This window comes from Solibacillus palustris (assembly GCF_022549215.1).
Classification (GTDB): domain Bacteria; phylum Bacillota; class Bacilli; order Bacillales_A; family Planococcaceae; genus Solibacillus; species Solibacillus daqui.
The window spans coordinates 219196-237249 of the sequence record NZ_JAKZFC010000006.1; the positions used below are offsets into that span (position 1 = coordinate 219196).

General features: G+C 38.0%; 17 protein-coding genes. 14 read left to right on the forward strand and 3 right to left on the reverse strand.

Going from position 1 to position 18054, the window contains the following annotated elements:
• Positions 1 to 659 precede the first annotated feature (659 nt).
• The 10 genes from LZ480_RS15355 to nikC all read left to right on the forward strand — a co-directional run bounded on the left by LZ480_RS15355 (position 660) and on the right by nikC (position 11029).
• Entirely contained in the window at positions 660 to 980 is a 321-nt protein-coding gene (locus LZ480_RS15355; RefSeq protein ID WP_241370422.1) for a PadR family transcriptional regulator, read from the forward strand.
• The gene (locus tag LZ480_RS15360; protein ID WP_241370423.1) at positions 973 to 1575 is read left to right on the forward strand and encodes a DUF1700 domain-containing protein; all 603 of its coding nucleotides are present in this window, start codon (positions 973 to 975) and stop codon (positions 1573 to 1575) included. Before LZ480_RS15355 ends, LZ480_RS15360 begins: the two co-directional genes overlap by 8 nt.
• On the forward strand, positions 1572 to 2405 hold the full coding sequence (locus tag LZ480_RS15365; protein WP_241370424.1) for a DUF4097 family beta strand repeat-containing protein: 834 nt from the start codon (positions 1572 to 1574) through the stop codon (positions 2403 to 2405). The genes LZ480_RS15360 and LZ480_RS15365 overlap by 4 nt, the downstream gene beginning before the upstream one ends.
• A gap of 234 nt (positions 2406 to 2639) precedes the next feature.
• The gene (ntdP, locus tag LZ480_RS15370; RefSeq protein WP_241370425.1) at positions 2640 to 3203 is read left to right on the forward strand and encodes a nucleoside tri-diphosphate phosphatase; all 564 of its coding nucleotides are present in this window, start codon (positions 2640 to 2642) and stop codon (positions 3201 to 3203) included.
• Positions 3204 to 3451: 248 nt separating this feature from the next.
• Positions 3452 to 5176, forward strand: a complete 1725-nt coding sequence (locus LZ480_RS15375; protein WP_241370443.1) for an ABC transporter ATP-binding protein — start codon at positions 3452 to 3454, stop codon at positions 5174 to 5176.
• 195 nt (positions 5177 to 5371) lie between these two features.
• Positions 5372 to 6388, forward strand: coding sequence for an ABC transporter ATP-binding protein (locus LZ480_RS15380; protein ID WP_241370426.1), 1017 nt, complete (start codon positions 5372 to 5374; stop codon positions 6386 to 6388).
• Positions 6363 to 7334 carry an ABC transporter ATP-binding protein gene (locus tag LZ480_RS15385; RefSeq protein ID WP_241370427.1) on the forward strand — a complete coding sequence of 324 codons (972 nt, stop codon included), beginning with the start codon at positions 6363 to 6365 and terminating at the stop codon, positions 7332 to 7334. Before LZ480_RS15380 ends, LZ480_RS15385 begins: the two co-directional genes overlap by 26 nt.
• A 44-nt stretch (positions 7335 to 7378) precedes the next feature.
• Entirely contained in the window at positions 7379 to 9022 is a 1644-nt protein-coding gene (locus LZ480_RS15390; RefSeq protein ID WP_241370444.1) for an ABC transporter substrate-binding protein, read from the forward strand.
• A 92-nt stretch (positions 9023 to 9114) separates the two neighbouring features.
• Positions 9115 to 10119: an ABC transporter permease gene (locus tag LZ480_RS15395; RefSeq protein ID WP_241370428.1), complete on the forward strand. Its 1005-nt coding sequence runs from the start codon at positions 9115 to 9117 to the stop codon at positions 10117 to 10119.
• A 16-nt stretch (positions 10120 to 10135) separates the two neighbouring features.
• Positions 10136 to 11029: a nickel transporter permease gene (gene nikC / locus LZ480_RS15400; RefSeq protein ID WP_241370429.1), complete on the forward strand. Its 894-nt coding sequence runs from the start codon at positions 10136 to 10138 to the stop codon at positions 11027 to 11029.
• A 386-nt stretch (positions 11030 to 11415) separates the two neighbouring features.
• On the opposite strand, the gene LZ480_RS15405 is transcribed toward nikC, so the two are convergent.
• Positions 11416 to 12510 carry an FUSC family protein gene (locus tag LZ480_RS15405; RefSeq protein WP_241370430.1) on the reverse strand — a complete coding sequence of 365 codons (1095 nt, stop codon included), beginning with the start codon at positions 12508 to 12510 and terminating at the stop codon, positions 11416 to 11418.
• A 216-nt stretch (positions 12511 to 12726) separates the two neighbouring features.
• The gene (locus tag LZ480_RS15410) at positions 12727 to 14013 is read right to left on the reverse strand and encodes a glutamate-1-semialdehyde 2,1-aminomutase (RefSeq protein WP_241370431.1); all 1287 of its coding nucleotides are present in this window, start codon (positions 14011 to 14013) and stop codon (positions 12727 to 12729) included.
• 133 nt (positions 14014 to 14146) lie between these two features.
• On the opposite strand from LZ480_RS15410, the gene bcp reads away from it, so the two are divergent.
• The 3 genes from bcp (at position 14147) to perR (ending at position 16210) form a co-directional block, all read left to right on the forward strand.
• Positions 14147 to 14614, forward strand: coding sequence for a thioredoxin-dependent thiol peroxidase (bcp, locus tag LZ480_RS15415; RefSeq protein WP_241370432.1), 468 nt, complete (start codon positions 14147 to 14149; stop codon positions 14612 to 14614).
• Between the two features lie 24 nt (positions 14615 to 14638).
• Positions 14639 to 15586, forward strand: a complete 948-nt coding sequence (locus LZ480_RS15420; protein WP_241370433.1) for a D-2-hydroxyacid dehydrogenase — start codon at positions 14639 to 14641, stop codon at positions 15584 to 15586.
• A 177-nt stretch (positions 15587 to 15763) separates the two neighbouring features.
• Positions 15764 to 16210 carry a peroxide-responsive transcriptional repressor PerR gene (perR, locus tag LZ480_RS15425; protein WP_241370434.1) on the forward strand — a complete coding sequence of 149 codons (447 nt, stop codon included), beginning with the start codon at positions 15764 to 15766 and terminating at the stop codon, positions 16208 to 16210.
• An 88-nt stretch (positions 16211 to 16298) separates the two neighbouring features.
• Here the strand turns inward: perR and LZ480_RS15430 are convergent, their stop codons facing one another.
• Positions 16299 to 16640 (reverse strand): YgzB family protein, encoded by a 342-nt coding sequence (locus LZ480_RS15430; RefSeq protein ID WP_241370435.1) that lies wholly within the window; start codon positions 16638 to 16640, stop codon positions 16299 to 16301.
• Positions 16641 to 16945: 305 nt separating this feature from the next.
• Between LZ480_RS15430 and LZ480_RS15435 the strand changes: the two genes are divergently transcribed.
• Complete coding sequence (locus LZ480_RS15435; protein WP_241370436.1) at positions 16946 to 17839, forward strand: nucleotidyltransferase-like protein; 894 nt, start codon at positions 16946 to 16948, stop codon at positions 17837 to 17839.
• Positions 17840 to 18054: the final 215 nt, after the last annotated feature.

Sequence of the window (18054 nt, forward strand, 5' to 3'; positions counted from 1 at the left end):
AGTAATCTCTGTTTCACCATGCTTGTATTATATATGAAGCTTACTTGTTATTCAGTTGGGGCGGATTGTCCTGAGATTCTTGGTCCACTGGATTCGAATTACTCATGATGCATCCTCCACATCAAATTAGATTAATAAGTGTTACCTAAATAAGTATGAGCTGCATATAAGAATCTATTCGTCAATTTAAAAAGAATTTTAGTGGAGCACATGCAGTAGGAGCAGTATCAAAATCATTACGGCACTGGTAGCTGCTTTTCTTGAAACATCTGTTGTGCAATTATTAGTGCATTTTGAAAAGCCTATGTAGGTACTAAAGCATCATGCTCCACCATACGCGACGCTTCTTCCTCTGTTACATACTGCTTAATCGTCTCCAAACATTTTGTAAAACGTTCATTCATTTAAACATACTCATTTGCTTGTGTTAAAAAACATCATCCATTAATAATTTGTTTATTGGAAGGACGTTTCCACGAATTTAATTAGCATTACAGAAATCTGCCGTAAATTCCCTATACCATGTACCAAAAATTTGTTTCGTAAAAATATTTACTGGAAATATTTGCAATGCAATACTATACGCTATATAATATCTTTATACTATATAACGTATAATATGAAACCTTATATAAGTATAGGATTGTGAGGTGAATGCGGTGACGTTTCAACTGGGGTCTTCTTTACTGGATGCGTGCGTGCTTGCAATTTTAGAAAAGGAAGATGCTTACGGATATTCTCTGACACAGGAGGTCCAATCGGTCATGGATATTTCGGAATCAACGCTTTATCCTGTATTGCGACGCTTGCAAAAGGCTGATTTTTTAATTACGTACGATCAGCCATTTCAAGGAAGGAACAGACGCTACTACAAGATTACAGAACTAGGACGCTTGCGCTTACTAGAACTTCAAACGGAATGGAAAATTTATGAAGGGAAAGTAGACAGTGTATTAATAGGAGGGAAATTAGATGGATAAAGCGGGTTATTTAAAAAACCTAAGGAGCAAATTACACCGACTCCCAACACATGAAATTGATGCCGCACTTATTTATTATGAAGAATATTTTGATGAAGCAGGACAAGAAAATGAACAAGATGTTATTGAAAAGTTAGGTCCTCCCTCGCAAGTGGCTACGCAAATTTTAGCCAACTTTGCGATAAAAGATTTAGATACTACGCCACCTTCTACAAAAAAGAATATGTCGGCAATTTGGCTAATTATCCTTGCAATACTATCGGCTCCACTTTCTTTACCGCTACTCGCGGTGGCAGTGGCACTCATCATTTCTGCTGGTGCGATTGTTTTCAGCTTTGTTATTTCAGTCATAGCCATTGTTGGTAGTATTTTATTTGGTGGCGTTGTCGCATTTATTTCAGGTTTTTTCATTATTACAGAACATTGGCCGACTGCACTACTATTTACCGGTTTCGGACTTGTTACTACGGGCATTGGCATATTGCTTACCCCTGCAACAGCACGTCTTATTAAAAAAATAGGTGTTGTTTGTGTAGAAAATTTAGCTAAATTATTTCAAAAAATTACACGAAAACGAAAGGGGGACCTTCAATGATTAATCGTCTTAAACTGATTGCAGGTAGTATGATTGCAATCGGCATTGTATTTACCATTATTGGTTTTGCCTCTGGCGGAAGATGGTTCATTTTAGTAGACAGTGCGGGCTTTCACGTACCAAGCGAACAATCTTTAATCTCCCAATCATACGAACTCGAGGCTTTTAAAAATATTATTGTTACAAATGAACATGCTGATATCGAAATAATACAGTCAGATAGCTTCTCTTTAGAATTAAGTACCTATAAAATGACAGATGTGATGTATAGTGTAAAAGGCGATACATTAACAGTTGAGTCCAACAACCAAAAAAATAATGCAATGACCCTTGGAGTTGGCCCATTTAAAACGCCTTCAATTAAAATCTATGTACCAAAGGATGCCTTGCTTTCAAATATTACATTAAAATCTAGCTTCGGGGATGTAAATTTACAGCAATTAAATTATGAACAGCTCAATCTGGATGTGCGCCATGGAGATATTTCATTCAACAACATTAAGGCAGGACATACAGAAATCATAAACGCCTTTGGGGATATTACATTACAACAATTTACTAGTGCTAGTTTAATCGTAGAAAGCGAGCACGGTGATATTGAAGTCGATGGTGAATTGAACGGGAATACGACAGTCACTTCTAGTTTTGGAGATGTTGAACTTATTTTAGTAAACAACAAGGAAAATTTCGGATTTAAACTGAATACCAGCTTTGGTGACATTACAGTAGATGGCGAAGAATATAATGGCAAAATTTCTAAGCTATATGAAGGAGATAATCAACTAGAAGTTTTACTCTCTCATGGTGATCTTAAGTTAACATTAAAATAATGGTAAATTGAGGCTATCCGCAAAAAATGGGTGGCTTCTTTTTTTATATAACTGAATTGAATAGATAACAATTCTATTTAAAACGAGTATTTGTGTGTGTTTTCTTGCAATACGCAAATATTTCGCAAATAATTGAAAATTATAGCATTCTAACTACAAGTTTTGTCAAAGCATTGTTATAATACAATAAAGACTGTTAAAATTTTTAGCTAAGACGAAAAGGTGGGCTTGAAAATGGCATTACCGGTTGAAGGAGAAACAATCCAAATACATAGTTATAAGCACAATGGTAATATCCACCGTGTCTGGCAAGAAACGATGGTATTAAAGGCAACCAAAAATGTAATTATTGGTGCAAACGAAAAGACGTTAGTTACCGAGTCGGATGGTCGTACTTGGCTAACACGTGAACCATCGATTTGTTATTTCCATGCTGAGCATTGGTTTAATATTATTTGTATGTTGCGGGAAGATGGTGTGTACTATTACTGCAACATCAGTTCTCCCTTTGTGTTCGACAATAATTGCTTAAAGTATATTGATTATGATTTAGATGTGAAGGTTTTCCCAGATATGAGTCATGCGTTATTGGACGAAGACGAATACGAGCAGCATAAATTGGAAATGAATTATCCTGAAGTGATTGATAAAATTTTAAAGCGTAATGTAAAGACGTTGATTAGCTGGATCGAACAACGTCGAGGTCCATTTGCTCAGGATTTTATTCAATCATGGACAAGCCGTTATGAGCTACTAAGCGAAATTCAAGCGAATAAAAGTGTTGAAGAGTCTGAGTAAACAATCTTGTTTACGAAGGCTTTTTTTATTAGAAAGTATAATTTTTTTAAAGAAACTCACGTTAAAAGTGTATTTACTAAATGTTGCACTTTTCTACGTTTAGTAAATTACGTTATGTCCATTAATTTAAAATTCATCATTACAAAGCGCATCTCATTCATAAAAAGGTGGAAATTTATGATATGATGTTAGCTGTTGCAAAATTTCTGAGGGGAGATGTGCTTGCATTGGACAGCATTAAACGTTATATGCGCTTCGTAAAGCCATATAAATTTTTATTAGTATTAACAATTATAATTGGGATTTTAAAGTTTGCAATTCCACTTTTTTTACCGTGGCTATTGCAAGTGATATTAGATGATGTGTTACTAAATGGGACGCTTTCTACAGATGAAAAAACGAAGCTATTATTTACATGGATTGGTATTGCTCTTGTACTATTTTTTGTAGTACGACCACCCATCGAGTACTACCGCCAATATTTTGCGCAAAATTTAAGTAACAATATTTTATTTGATATTCGTAAAGAACTGTATGGTCATTTACAAAGACTAAGCTTAAAATATTACGCGAATACCCGTGCTGGAGAGGTCATTTCGCGAGTAATTAATGACGTAGAACAAACAAAAAACTTCGTCATGACCGGACTGATGAATTTGTGGCTAGACCTAGTGACCATTATTATTGTGGTCGGTATTATGCTCTCAATGAACGTGAAGCTTACACTCGTATCGCTTATTGTGCTACCATTTTACGCATTTAGTGTGAAGTATTTCTTTGGTAAGCTGCGTAGTTTGACAAAAGATCGCTCGCAGGCACTTGCTGGTGTACAAAGCTATTTACATGAACGTGTTGCAGGGATGAGCATTATTAAAAGCTTTACACTTGAAAAGCACGAGCAGCAAATATTCGATGATACAAATGGCGAGTTTTTAAACAAAGCGCTTGCCCATTCACGTTGGAATGCTAAATCATTTGCCGTTGTAAACACGATTACTGAAATGGCTCCACTGATTGTAATTGGTTATGCAGGCTATCAATATTTAAATGATGCGTTAACAATCGGGGTAATGGTCGCGTTTTATGCGTATATTGAACGTTTATATGGACCGTTACGTCGTTTAGTGAGTTCATCGACAACATTAACGCAATCAATTGCTTCGATGGATCGTATGTTCGAACTAATGGACGAAAAATATGATGTGCAAAATAAAGAAAATGCAATCGACCTACCACAGGCAAAAGGGAAGCTACAATTTAAAAATGTGTCATTCCAATATGATGTGGAAGGCAAAACCATTTTAAATGAAGTTGACTTTATGATTGAACCAGGACAAACCGTAGCGTTCGTTGGAATGAGTGGTGGCGGTAAGTCAACAATCGTCAGCTTAATTCCACGCTTTTATGATGCAACAGCCGGTGCGGTAAAAATTGATGATTATAATGTAAAAGATGTAACGCTTAACTCGCTTCGTTCGCAAATTGGAATTGTATTGCAAGACAATATTTTGTTTAGCGATTCTGTAAAGCAAAATATTTTAATGGGTAACCCTTATGCGACTGATGATCAAGTGATTGCCGCAGCAAAAGCAGCAAATGCACATGACTTTATAATGAGTTTATCAGAAGGGTATAACACTAAAGTCGGCGAACGCGGTGTAAAATTATCGGGCGGACAAAAGCAGCGTGTTGCCATTGCACGTGTATTCCTAAAAAATCCACCAATTTTAGTATTAGACGAAGCAACGTCTGCGCTTGATTTAGAAAGTGAAGCGTTAATTCAAGAATCATTGGACCGTTTAGCACACGACCGTACAACAATTATTATCGCGCACCGCTTATCAACGATTACGCATGCTGATAAAATATTTGTTATTGAACATGGTGAGGTTTCAGAAGCAGGAACACATGATGAACTGATGGGCAAGAATGGTGCTTACTATAATTTATTCCAAGTTCAAAAATTAGATTAACGAGTAACAAAACTACTTTTTACCATAGTCTTTTGGTAGAAGGTGGTTTTTTTGTATCCGGAAATATAGTAAACAATGATGTTTTGTTCTATTTGATGAAAAATGAGTATATTCTAGAATAATATTGAATATTAATAATTGTTGTAATATCATATGTTAAAATACTTTTAATTTTCTGAAAATTGAGGTGGTCATATGAATCGGAAGGCCATATTGGAAGTGAGAGAGCTTGAAACAACCTTTTTTACTGATAGCGGCAATGTAGCGGCAGTGGATTTTATTAGCTTTTCTATTCATGAGGGTGAGGTACTTGCAATTGTAGGCGAATCAGGTTGCGGTAAAAGTGTTACGTCGTTATCGATTATGGGGCTCGTTCCAAGTCCACCAGGAAAAATTACAAATGGTGAGATTTTATTGAATGGGCAGGAGATTTCAAAGTACACAGATAGGCAGATGCGTAAAATTCGAGGCAATGATATCGCAATGATTTTCCAAGAGCCAATGACGTCATTGAATCCTTTATTTACGATTGGCAATCAACTTGTGGAGGCCATTTTATTACATAATTCAAAATGGTCGAAAAAGCAGGCGACAGCTCGAGCAATTGAAATGATGAAGCTTGTGGGATTACCTCGTGCAGAACAATTAATTAAAGAATACCCACACCAATTATCAGGCGGGATGCGTCAGCGCGTGATGATTGCGATGGCGCTTGTCTGTAATCCAAAGGTACTGATTGCCGATGAACCTACTACGGCTCTGGATGTGACGATTCAAGCGCAAATATTAAAGCTAATGCGCGATTTAAATGAACGTTTAAATACGGCGGTACTTCTAATTACACATGACTTAGGTGTTGTGGCAGAAACTTGTGAGCGCGTTATTGTTATGTATGCAGGGCAAATTGTTGAGGAAGCCCCAGTTAATGAAATTTTCAAAAATCCGCAGCATCCATATACAAAAGGCCTAATTCAGTCTGTACCAGATATGCGCCATAAAAAAGATTCACTTTACTCAATTCCTGGAAATGTGCCGAAGCCAGGTTCGATTGCAAATGGATGCAGATTTGCGGCACGTTGTGAATACGCTTTTGATCGTTGCGAGCAAGAAAATCCGATTCTCTACGAAACATCCGATTATCATAAGGCGAGATGTTTTTTATTAGACGAAAAAGGGGGCGTATTGCATGGCGAAAGTGCTGCTGAAAGTTGAAAACTTAAAAAAATATTTCCCGATTCGTCATGGAATGTTTGCACGTCATATTGGTGATGTAAAGGCAGTCGATGATGTGTCATTTGAATTATTTGAAGGTGAAACATTGGGGATTGTTGGTGAGTCTGGATGTGGTAAATCGACGACAGGTCGTGCCATTATGCGACTGCATGAGCCAACTGCTGGTTCAATTACATTTGACGATGTTGAACTGACGGCGTTAAACAAGGAGGCGATGCGTAAAGCACGTCGAGATATACAAATGGTGTTTCAAGATCCATATGCTTCACTCAATCCGAGGCATACAATTGAAAAAATATTAGAAGAACCGCTTATCGTGCATGGAATCGGTAATGCACAAGAACGCAAAAAGAAAGTCCATGAGTATTTGGAGATTGTTGGATTGAGCGCCTACCATGCAAAACGTTATCCACATCAATTTAGTGGTGGGCAGCGTCAGCGTATTGGCATTGCACGTGCACTCATGACTAATCCTAAGCTCATTATTGCTGATGAACCGGTATCAGCATTAGATGTATCGATTCAAGCGCAAGTATTAAATTTAATGCAAAAATTACAAGATGATTTACAGCTAACGTATATATTCATTGCCCATGATTTAGGGGTAGTGCGCCATATTAGTGACCGCGTTGGTGTGATGTATCTAGGGAAAATGGTAGAGCTTGCGGAAAGTGAATCCTTATACAACGAACCGCTGCATCCCTATTCACAAGCGCTGTTATCGGCTGTTCCGATTCCAGATCCACAATATGAGCGAGAGCAATTGATTTTAAAAGGGGATATACCAAGCCCATCCAATCCGCCTTCTGGTTGTACATTCCATACTCGCTGCCCAAAAGCGATGGAGCATTGTAAAACAGTTGTACCTAAATTGCAGCAAGTAAAGCCAGGTCATTCTGTTGCCTGTCATTTATATGACGCGTAGCAATGATATAAACTAACAAGCATATATAGGGGGTCATTTTATTGATGAAAGGGAAAAAGTATATCCTTGCGTTCATTTTGCTTTTAACGATGACAGTGTTTTTAGCAGCTTGTAACACAAGTGATTCAGATTCGACGTCAACGGATTCAAATTCAGATTCTAGTACGCCATCAACTGATAGTAACACTACTGATAACTCGACATCTTCAACACCTCAAGTGTTAGTATTCGGTCGCGGTGCCGATTCAGTATCACTAGATCCGGCAATTGTAACAGACGGTGAATCATTTAAAGTTACACAAAATTTATTTGAAACATTACTAAACTTTGGTGAGAAAGACACAACAATCCACCCTGGTTTAGCAAAAGAGTGGAAAGTTTCGGACGATGGTTTAACATATACATTCCAATTACAGGAGGGTGTTAAATTCCATGACGGAACAGACTTCAATGCTGAAGCGGTAGTTAAGAACATTAACCGTTGGAAAGCTGGAACGGAAGAAGACTTTTACTACTTCAACTCAATGTTTAAAGCAGAAGGTGCAGATATTATCAAAGACGTAAAAGCAGAAGGCGATCATACAGTTGTTTTCACACTATCTCGCCCACAGGCACCGTTCCTAAAAAACTTAGCAATGAGCCCATTTGGTATCGCTTCTCCAACAGCGTTTGAAGCATCGGGTGACAAATTCGGTGACAATCCAGTAGGTACAGGTCCATTTAAATTTACAGAGTGGAAACGTAATGACTCGATTACAATCGAAAAAAATGCAGACTACTGGCAAGAAGGTTTACCGAAATTAGATAAAGTTATTTTCCGTTCAATTCCGGATAACTCAGCTCGCTTAAACGCATTAACTGCAGGGGATATCGATTTAGCGGATGGTATTAATCCATCTGATGGTAAGTCAGTAGAAGGCAATGCAGATTTACAATTAATCGAACGTCCTTCAATGAACATTGGTTATTTAGGTTTAACAAATACACGCCCGCCATTTGACAACAAATTAGTGCGTCAAGCAGTAAACTATGCAATTAATAAGCAAGCGATTGTAGATGCGTTCTTCGAAGGACGTGCACAAGTAGCAGCAAACCCAATGCCATCATCAATTAGCGGGTATAACGAAGCAATCGAGCCGTATCCGTACGATCCTGAAAAGGCAAAATCATTATTAGCGGAAGCAGGCTATGATGGTAAGGAAATCGAGTTATGGGCAATGCCAGTTCCACGTCCATACATGCCAGACGGAGCGAAAGTTGCTGAAGTTATTCAAAAGAATTTAGAAGATGTAGGCATCAAATCTAAAATCGTTACTTTTGAATGGGCAACATATTTAGAAAAAGCGAAAAACGGTGAAGCAGATGCGTTCATGCTTGGTTGGACAGGTGATAACGGGGATGCGGATAACTTTATCTACACATTATTAGATAAAGATAATATTGGTTCAAACAACTATGCGTACTACTCAAATGATGAAGTGCATGATTTATTAATCAAGGCACAATCAGAAACAGATGAAAATGTACGAAATGATTTATACAAGCAAGCACAAACAATTATTCATGAAGATGCGCCATGGGTACCTCTAGCGCACTCAACACCATTATTAGCAGCAAAAGCAGGTGTGAAAGGCTTCTTACCTCACCCAACTGGCTCTGATAAATTAGATAACGTGTCAATCGAATAGTCAAACGTGAAGGGGAGGTAACTTGCCTCTCCTTTTCTCTTTTTACACAATTAATAACAGTACTTACGATTCCAACAAAAGGGGTGAAGAATATGCTTCACTACACTGGCAAACGTCTACTACATTTAATTCCTGTATTATTAGGGATGACCTTTATTGTGTTCTTAATTATTCGTGCAATTCCAGGAGACCCAGCACAAGTAATTTTAGGGCAGCAAGCAACTGCTGAAGCAATTGCAGCACTTCGCCAAAAGCTAGGGTTAGACAATGCTTGGTATGTGCAGTACTTCGATTATTTAAAAGGGGTATTTACGGGAGATTTAGGCGAATCGTTACGTACACGTCAGCCTATTATTTCGGAAGTGTGGCCGTATTTAGCTGCTACATTTGAGTTAGCATTTTTTGCGATTATAATTGCAGTTATTTTAGGTGTAAATGCAGGAATTATTTCTGCTTGGTTTCAGAATTCGTGGTTCGATTATTTAGCAATGGTGATTGCGTTAATTGGCGTTTCAATGCCGATTTTTTGGTTAGGTTTAATGGAACAATGGATTTTTAGTATTAATTTAGGGTGGTTGCCAACATCCGGACGGGAAAATGTACGGGATCCAATTACGGCGATTACGCATTTTTACTTAATAGATACGTTGTTGCAAGGTCGCTTTGATCAATTTATCGTTGTGTTAAAGCATTTATTATTACCGGGCATTGCACTTGCGACGATTCCGACGGCGATTATTGCGCGTATGACACGTGCTTCGATGCTTGAAGTCATGCGTTCTGATTTTGTACGTACAGCACGTGCAAAAGGACAAAAAATGTTTATCGTTATCTATAAGCACGCATTGAAAAATGCATTGATCCCAGTGCTGACGGTTGTTGGTTTACAAACCGGTCTGCTGTTAGGTGGTGCGATATTAACAGAAACGATTTTTAGTTGGCCAGGTATTGGACGTTATATTTATGAGGCGATTGGGTTCCGTGATTATCCAGTTATTCAATCGGGCATTTTAATTGTCGCCTTTTTGTTCGTCATGATTAATTTAATAGTGGATATTCTTTATACCGTGATTGATTCGCGAATTAAATACAACTAGGAAGGAGGCGCAACATATGACTGAAATTGTTTCAAAACAGCTACAAGCTATTGAGCAACAAGAAAAAGTAATTGGCCCTTGGCGTGAAGCATGGTTAAGCTTTAAAAAGAGTAAATCGGCGTTAGTAGGAAGTGCAATTGTACTGTTCTTTGTGCTAATTGCAATTTTAGGACCGTTTTTTGCACCACAAGGCATTAATGATCAAAACTTAAGTCTTCGTTTGCAGCCTCCATCTGCAGAGTTTTGGTTTGGTACAGATGAGTTAGGGCGTGATATTTTTTCGCGTATTATACATGGTGCTCGAATTTCATTAACGGTTGGTTTAGCAGCTGTGCTGATTTCGGCTGGTGCGGGGAGCTTTTTGGGAATTATTGCAGGTTATTATGGGCGTTGGATTGATACAATCATTTCAAGAATTTTTGATATTATGTTGGCATTCCCAAGCATATTATTAGCGATTGCAGTTGTATCTATTTTGGGGCCCTCGTTGCAAAATGCCCTTATTGCGATTGCCATTATCAATATTCCGAGCTTTGGTCGCCTCATTCGTTCACGTGTGCTGAGTATTAAAGAAGAGGAGTATATTCATGCGGCGAGAGCAATAGGCATGAAAAATTCGCGTATTTTATGGAAGCATATTTTACCGAATTCAATGACACCAGTAATTGTACAAGGAACTTTAGCGATTGCCACAGCAATTATCGAAGCGGCTGCACTTGGATTTTTAGGACTTGGAGCAGAGCCCCCCCAACCGGAATGGGGTAAAATGCTGGCAGATGCGCGAATGTTTTTATTAAATGCGCCGTGGGCAATGATTTTCCCAGGTTTATCGATTATGTTAACAGTAATTGGCTTTAACTTAATGGGTGACGGACTACGTGATGCGCTCGATCCAAAAATGAAAAGTTAGAAGGCAAGGAAAAGTCCGAGAAGTACTTCTCGGACTTTTCCTTTGCGCCGAGGATGGAGGCCAGCACGATGCTGGTCATGAATGCGTTGTCACACGATGTGACGGTTTTAGCATTCGTTCATATTGCGACCACCGCAGAAGCACCGCCTTAAGCGGATAATAATACATGGGGAACAAATTGTCCTAAAAGGTGTATCGTCTCGGACTTTTCCTTTGCGCCGAGGATGGAGGCTAGCACGAAGCTGTTCATGAATGCGTTGTCCCAGGACGTTCTGTTATTAGCATTTGTTCTTTACTAACGCCCCCGCAGAAGAGCGCTTTAAAAAATATGACGAAGAAGGGGTGTGCTAGAAGTCAATTAGACATTCGGCACACCCCTATCTCCTTTAATAGAAATCAGATTCTAAATCTAAATTTTTCTCTTCACTATGATAGCTACGATACGAAACAATTAACGTATCTAAATGTTCTAAGTTTTCCTCGTAATCTAAAATCCGCGATAAAATATACAGTAAGTGATAGCTTGAAAATTGCTCATCATCTGTTGCTTCTTCTTGAGCAGTTACAATTTGCTTAATGAACTGCTCCATTAATTCGCTGCCCTGTAAATACTCCTCGTGACGAGTCCACTTTGAATGCTCGGGTCTTAGTTTACCCGTGTATTTTAACAGCAGCTGTTCGTGGTACGTTAACAGAAAGTCCAAACGTTCTTGAATAATAATTTGAAATTGTACTGGTAAATTACCAAGCTCGTTTTCATGCTTATGCAGGCGCATAAGGAGCTCTAGGCTTTTCTTAGTTGTGATTAACATTTGACGATATATAACAAGTTTACGCGCTTTTACATATTTTATATTTTTAAAATAGCTACGTTCCTCTTTGAAAAAATCGTACATCGTATCCAGTTCATTTAAACGAGATTGCAATTTTGTAATCGTTATTTTTGTCGAAGTATGCTCACTTGCCTGACGTACTGCAAGACGAGTCCAACGAATAATATCATCTTGCACCACGTTGATTTTTTTGAATAATTTGATTTCATATTTCGGTGGTAAAAATACTAAGTTCACGATAAATGCTGCAAATACTCCAAGCATGACTGTACCAAATCGAATAAACCCGAATGTTAAAAAGTCATCACCTGGCACTTCCATAATGGCAATTACTGTTACAAGCGCAAGCGAAATGGATTTTTCAAGCTTTAATTTCATCATAATACCAAGTACGATAATGGCGGCAATCCCGACTGCAACAATATGATGGCCAAATATTAAACCGAAAATAACAGCAACCGTTGCGCCAATTAAGTTCGCCTGTACTTGTTCAATAATAGTAAGATAAGAACGGTAAATGGAAGGTTGAATGGCAAAAACAGCGGCAATGCCTGCGAATACAGGTGACGGCACGTTTAAAAGCTCAGCTAGAAATAGCGCAAAAACAATGGCCACACCGGTTTTTAATACACGTGCGCCTAGTTTCATAAAAGTTTCCCCCCTCTCCTCAATTATGCAATAAAGCCACTATAAATGGTAATCCCATTATAGCGGCTTTTAGCAATTTTAAAAGTACTTATTTTGCTTCTAAACAAGTCCTCCATTTCTAAAAATGGGGGAAAGTGCCCAAGAAAGTCATTCATTCAGCGGGGGGCAACCCAGGTAATCTGGAATCAATTACACCGGAGTCTAATTGATATTAGATTATAATTTAGAAAACGCATAATCAACGGCTTTTAATGTTTCTTCTACGTCTGCTTCGGTATGTTCTGTCGTTAAGAACCAAGCCTCGTATTTAGAAGGGGCTAAGTTAATACCTTGAGAAACCAATAATTTAAAGAAGCGACCAAATGTTTCACCGTCTGTATTTTCAGCTTGTTCGTAGTTTTCTACTTTTTCGTCTGTGAAGTAAACAGCAAATGCACCTTTTAGGCGGTTTAAAGTAATCGTCACACCATGCTTTTTCGCAGATGCTAATATACCTTGCTCTAATAAAGCACCTAATCGATCCATTTCATCGTAAATGCCAGGTTGTTTTAACACTTCAAGACAGGCAATCCCAGCTTGCATACTTGCAGGGTTACCAGCCATTGTACCTGCTTGGTAAGCTGGTCCAAGTGGCGCAACCGTGTCCATAACTTCTTTGCGACCACCATAAGCACCGATTGGTAAACCGCCACCGATTACTTTCCCCATGGCTACTAAGTCTGGTGTTAAACCTAGCATTGTATGTGCGGCACCGTAGTGGAAACGGAATGCTGTAATGACCTCATCATGAATTGTTAAGAAGCCTTTTTCTTTTGCTACTGCATGTACGTGCTCTAAGAAACCAGGATTTGGCTCAACAATACCGAAGTTTCCAACGATTGGCTCGATTAAAATTCCAGCTAATTGATCACCCCAAACCGTTACGGCTTCGTCAAATGCTTCCACATTGTTAAATGGCACCGTTATAACTTCAGTTGCTACTGAAGTAGGTACACCTGCAGAGTCAGGTGTGCCAAGCGTTGCAGGACCAGAACCAGCCGCTACTAATACTTGGTCAAAGTGGCCGTGATAGCATCCAGCGAATTTCATGATTTTTGTGCGACCCGTAAAGGCACGTGCTACACGTACACAAGTCATTACTGCTTCAGTACCAGAGTTATTGAAGCGTACTTTATCCAATGTAGGAATTGCTTCTTTTAACATTTTGGCAAATGTAATTTCATGCTCCGTTGGTGTACCGAATAATACACCAGTTTCAGCCGCGTGTGCAATTGCTTTTGCAATATGTGGGTGACCATGACCCGTTACGATTGGGCCGTATGCTGCTAAATAGTCAATATAGCGGTTACCATCTACGTCCCAGAAGTAAGCACCTTTACCACGTGCCATAACGACAGGAGCGCCACCGCCTACCGCTTTATAAGAGCGTGATGGGCTATTTACACCACCAACAATATGTTGTAGTGCTTCTTCGTGCAGTTGTTCAGATTTTGTATGATTCATTATTTATTCCTCCAAATATGGTTACATTAAAAGATTCTCTTCTATTGTAGTATGTAATAGTGTTCTACGCCAAAGAATTTGAAACAACGGGCATTGTTTTGTACGATAGAAGAAAATTTGGAGGGAATTGCATATGACGTTAGAAAATTTACAAGCACCAAACTTTACATTACAAAATGAAAATGGAGAGCAGGTAAGCTTACAAGATTATCAAGGTAAAAACGTAATCTTATACTTTTACCCGAAAGATTTAACGCCGGGCTGTACAACACAGGCTTGCGATTTCCGTGATCGCTATGAGGATTTTTCGGATTTGAATGCGATTATTTTAGGGGTGAGCTTGGATAATGCCGCGAAGCACACGAGATTTATCGAAAAGCATGGACTGCCGTTTTCATTGTTAGTAGACCATGACCATAAAGTAGCAGAAGCGTATGGTGTGTGGACATTGAAGAAAAATTTCGGCAAGGAATATATGGGGATTGAGCGTTCGACATTTTTAATTAACAAACAAGGAATTGTTGAAAAGGAATGGCGCAAAGTACGTGTCAAAAACCATATTGAAGATGTGTTAAACTATTTAAAAACAGGCATAAATTAATTGTGCATACAAAGGGGAGTCATTATGGTAAACGTTTATTTTACATTTGAACCGCGCGAAGATTTAAGAAAACCACTTATCACAGAATTTCCGCAAGTGGATTTTGTATTCGACTCGAAGCTAGATACAGAAAAGCTAAGAGCGGCAGAAATTTTGGTTACTTATGGTGAAGATTTAAAGGCCGAGCATTTACAATATGCCGACAAACTACAATGGATATTTATTGCATCAGCAGGAATTGAAAAAATGCCAGCCGAGGCGATTGCATCGAGGGATATTTTCGTATCAAATGTGCGCGGTATACATAAAAAACCAATGACCGAGTCGATCCTAGCGCATATTTTGGCATACAAACGTGCATTGCCATTCGTTTATGAGCAACAGAAAAAGCACGAATGGAACAAAAAAGCGCGTTTATCGGAGTTGAATGGGAGTACTGCACTTATTATCGGACCGGGTGCTATTGGTAGCGAAATAGGGCGTATTTTACAAGCGTTTGATGTCTATACGATTGGCTGTAACCGTTCGGGCGAGCAAGCATCATTCATGAATGAGACGCATAAACTAGATGTATTAAAGGATCAACTACCAAAAGCGGATATCGTTATTTCAATGCTCCCATCTACAGCAGAAACCAAACATTTATTGACACGTGAGCATTTTGAAATAATGAAGGATTCAGCGCTGTTCATGAATTTCGGTCGTGGGGATTTAGTGAAAACAGATACGCTTGTTGAGGTGCTAACGGAGAAATTGATTGCCCATGCGGTACTAGATGTTTATGAAATCGAACCGTTACCTGCAGAAAGTCCACTATGGGAGATGGAAAATGTTACATTATCACCACACTTTTCAAGCCATTCTTCACGCTATGTAGAACGTAGCTTAGATATTTTTAAGCCAAGTTTACATAAGTGGTTAGCTGGTGACCGTGATTTAGAAAACAAAATGGTTATTTTACGAGGCTACTAATTGAGAATGACTACTGCGAAAAATAAAGCTTTGCGATTGTCGTTTTCAATTAGTTAAATCAAAAATAGACTTTTACTCTGATTGGAGTAAGCAATTGTTGACAAGCTGTTGATAAATTCGCTACACTATTTATAACAATTATAAATTAATAATATGTATGAAAAGAGGTGCATGACGATGTCTGAAATGCATTTAAAAGATGCGCTAGACACGTTAAAGACTACTGGTGTACGAATTACTCCTCAGCGTCATGCGATTTTAGAATATTTAATTCAAAGTATGATTCACCCTACAGCTGATGATATTTACAAAGCGCTATGTGATAAGTTTCCAAATATGAGCGTAGCGACAGTATATAACAACCTACGTGTTTTCCGTGAAGTTGGCTTAGTGAAAGAACTTACCTATGGGGATGCAGCAAGCCGTTTTGATTTTGTAACAGGTGATCACTATCATATGATTTGTGAATGCTGTGGTAAAATTGTCGATTTTCACTATCCTGGTTTAAATGAAGTTGAGCAGTTTGCTTCACAAGTAACAGGTTTTGAAGTTAATTCGCATCGCTTAGAGGTATATGGTACATGTCCTGACTGTCTTACAGCAGGTGCAAAGAAAGTTGAATAATATACGCAGAACCCTAGCAGCTAAGTTAGTTACTAGGGTTTTTTGGTGAGGAAAAAGTGCATTCATCAAATGGAATGCACTTTAGTCGTTATCTTTTATTGTATGCTTGATCGAATTCCTTACCTTCTAATGTAGGGTCAAGTGTCAACGTTTCATTGCAGTACATGCAAATATCAACGCGTCCTAAGACCTTTGTCCACTTACCACATCCAGGACACACAACTTGTACAGCTTTGGTGGATAGTAAACCAATCCAAAGATAAACAACCGTACTACCAATAATACAAATAAGCCCAAGCGAGATGAAGATTAATACTAAAATTGGATTGTTTTTAAAGAAAATCGCACCATACATAACAACGAAGCCTATGAAAACAAGAGATAATGCAAAGGAACGGATTTTATTAATTTTACTATTATATTTTTTCATTTCGTGTGCCTCCTAATCTAAAATATACTATAACATATATTGGATTAAAATTTGTAGATGTGAAAAAATTTGGATAATCCATTGATGCACCGTTTTTTATTGAGTACCATTATAAAAAAGGATTTGAATTATTAACGTCGAACTCAATAATAAATAAGTTCAAAAGTCATAATGGATGTTTTTTTAATATTGGTATTCATTGAATTAACAAAAATAAGACGCAATGGACTAGTTAATTTGCCTTAGAGCATTTACAATAACTAATAAACAATTTCGAAGTAGCGCAATTTATAGGGGGATTTGATATGGAACATATTTTAAGACCGATTTATCAAGAGCGTGCGAGTCAGCCTGATACTTTGGGGGTCATTTTGATTAATAAGCGTGAAGGCGCTGAAAATATGACCGATACATTCGATGCTGTTCTTCTTATAATAGTAAAAGAAAGTGATACACCAATTTATTCTAAGCATTATTCATACGGTGATGCAAAAATGGTGATGCATATTATTACAGAAGAACGTTTACGTAAATGGATTTTCATTGGTTCGAACCGTCGTTTAGTAGACTGGCTATTTCATGGTAAAATTATGTTTGATCGCAATGAGTTTTTGTTCAAGCTTCGTTCAGAGATGCAAGAGTTCCCGTTTTTTGGGCGTAAGTTAAAAACAGGTATTCAATTTGCTAAACTAATTCGCCGTTATCAAGAGGGGGAAGAGCTATTTGAAGATGGTCATTATTTAGATGCTTATAATCATGTTGTAGCATTATTGCATCATTTAGGCAGACTTTCTATTATTGATAGCGGTCATTACCCAGAAGTGACGGTATGGGCACAAGTAAAACGCAACGATCCAGCTATTTATAAATTATATGAAGAGTTAATTTTGAGTAATGAAAGCTTAGAAAAACGTTTAGAGCTGCTATTTTTAGCAGGTGAATTTTTAATTAATTCAAGAACGAATGATGGTGCACAGCATATTTTAGAAATGATGCTAACTCAGCCATCTTGGACAATTCAAGAGCTACATGATCAGCCAGAGTTAAGCTACTACTCAACGGATTTAGAAGTGTTTGTTGAATATTTAATTGAACGAGGGTTAATTATGGTTGAAGAAGTAATTGCGAAAAATGAGGCAATCTTCCATCGTAATTATTACGTTGACCCACAGTTTGTTGAAAGAGAATATGGATTATAATGATAGTTTTCAGAGCGTCTAATACGCTCTGAAAAAAACTTTTTAAAAAGTATTGACGAATTGAGTAAAAGTATTGTATTATATTAAATGTCGCTAAGACGTACTCGAAAAAACAACAAAATTCGCTTTTGAAACTGCTCGAAAAACTTTTTTAAAAAGTGATTGACAGTGAAAGATAGAAATGTTAAATTAGAGAAGTCGCTAAAACGACATCG